At 36.0% G+C, this 1,723-nt stretch carries 2 protein-coding genes; one reads left to right on the forward strand and one right to left on the reverse strand.

Annotated features, from left to right (window positions below):
• A partial coding sequence (locus tag V7137_RS30230) for a PLP-dependent aminotransferase family protein (protein ID WP_335701489.1) occupies positions 1–651 on the reverse strand: 651 nt, incomplete at its 3' end.
• Positions 652–804: 153 nt separating this feature from the next.
• Here V7137_RS30230 and V7137_RS30235 point away from each other — a divergent pair.
• Positions 805–1,707 (forward strand): DMT family transporter, encoded by a 903-nt coding sequence (locus V7137_RS30235; RefSeq protein WP_335701490.1) that lies wholly within the window; start codon positions 805–807, stop codon positions 1,705–1,707.
• Positions 1,708–1,723 lie beyond the last annotated feature (16 nt).

Raw genomic sequence — 1,723 nt, forward strand, 5'->3', positions numbered from 1 at the left:
AAATTTTATATCATTATTTCGAAAAATGTATTCCAGACGATCAAGATCAATCCCTTCCATCGATAACTCAATTCCGAAAGTAGTAGCTTGGTGCAGATTGATGGACTCAATAAATCCGAAATAAGTAGGTTGTTCAATTAGAATATTGTTTTTTCCATTTGGAAATGGCATAGAAACTAATAAATTAAGGGCTTGCTGCGAGCCAGATACAACCACTACTCTTTCAGGTTGAGTGAACACCTGTAAATTCTGCAAATATTTCACTAACTGTACTCGTAATGAGTAAAGGCCTTGTTGATCAGAGTATGTAAAAAGCTCTTCTTTATATTGTTCAATTGCTTGATTCATACAATGTTGAAATTCAAGATAAGGCATAACTTTTTTATCTGGACCAGCAGACAAGAAATCAATCACGTTATTTTCATTCGTCGTAATTTGAAATTCATTCACAACAAAGTAGCCACTTTTAGGAACAGAATAAATTAAATGCTCTTTTTCTAGTTCTTCGTATGCTTTAATGACTGTATTTTTGCTACATGTAAAATGATCAGATAGCTGACGAACAGAAGGGAGTTTACTCCCTGCAATAAGCGCCCCATCTGCTAGCCGAAGCTTAATTTCTTCCATTATCTCGATATATTTTGAGCTCATTCATTTATCCTCCTTCAACTGTACCGGTACAGAAGGGTGAAAAAGTGGTTTATTTTTATTGTGTGTACCTATTATTATTTTAATTATAGCAGAACTGTTTTTTAAGAAAAACAGAAAATGGTACAGATATAATACGAAGGTAGGTAGGATACGATGCAGAGAGAAACCAGAGAGAAATTTGGATTATTGTTGGGATTAATAGGTGTTATTTGTTTTAGCTTAACGCTCCCTTCTACAAGAATTGCAGTAGAGTATTTTGGGACCACGGTCGTCGGTTTAGGAAGAACAGCTGTTGCTGCTATTATAGTAGCTGTGATATTTATTGTTCGAAAAGAAAAACTTCCTTCTCCTCGCCAATTCAAAAGTCTACTTATTGTTGCTGTTGGTGCAATTTTAGGATTTCCACTCCTCACTTCTTGGGCAATGGAATCCTTGCCTGTTTCTCATGGAGCTGTGGAATTAGCCTTATTACCATTAGCAACAGCCGGATTTGCTATGTTTAGAGCTGGTGAAATCCCTTCTCTCAAATTCTGGATTTCAAGTATAATCGGTTCTTTAGCTGTTATTATGTATGCACTTCATCTTGGGTTCGGTCAATTACAATTAGCCGATTTAGCTTTACTAGCAGCAGTGATTATACTTGGACTTAGTTACACAGAAGGTGGGAGATTAGCGAAAGAATTAGGTAGCTGGCAAGTGATTGCTTGGGCGATTATGATCGGTGCTCCATTTTTCATCATTCCAGTTGGGCTAAACCTTACAACTGAAATGCTCCATGCTCCTTTACAAGCATGGGTTAGTTTTATTTATCTCGCAGTGGTTAGTCAATTTCTAGCATATATTGCTTGGTATAGCGGCATGGCTATGGGCGGAATAGCAAGAGTTAGTCAGATTCAATACTTACAACCATTTTTGATGATTCTATTTGCAACCGTTTTTCTCGATGAATCCATCTCATTTTTCACTCTTGTAATAGCAGTGATTGTTGTCTTTTCTGTTATATTAGGCAAAAATGCTCCCGTATCAAAAAAAGGATCAATATCAGTGAAAAACTAACTATTATTTATATTTC

It is taken from the genome of Neobacillus drentensis, assembly GCF_036962765.1.
GTDB lineage: Bacteria > Bacillota > Bacilli > Bacillales > Cytobacillaceae > Neobacillus > Neobacillus drentensis_C.

Bases quoted from the DNA above. Each gene is read 5' to 3' on its own strand.
- V7137_RS30235 (WP_335701490.1), top strand. From the start codon at position 805: ATGCAGAGAGAAACCAGAGAGAAATTTGGATTATTGTTGGGATTAATA.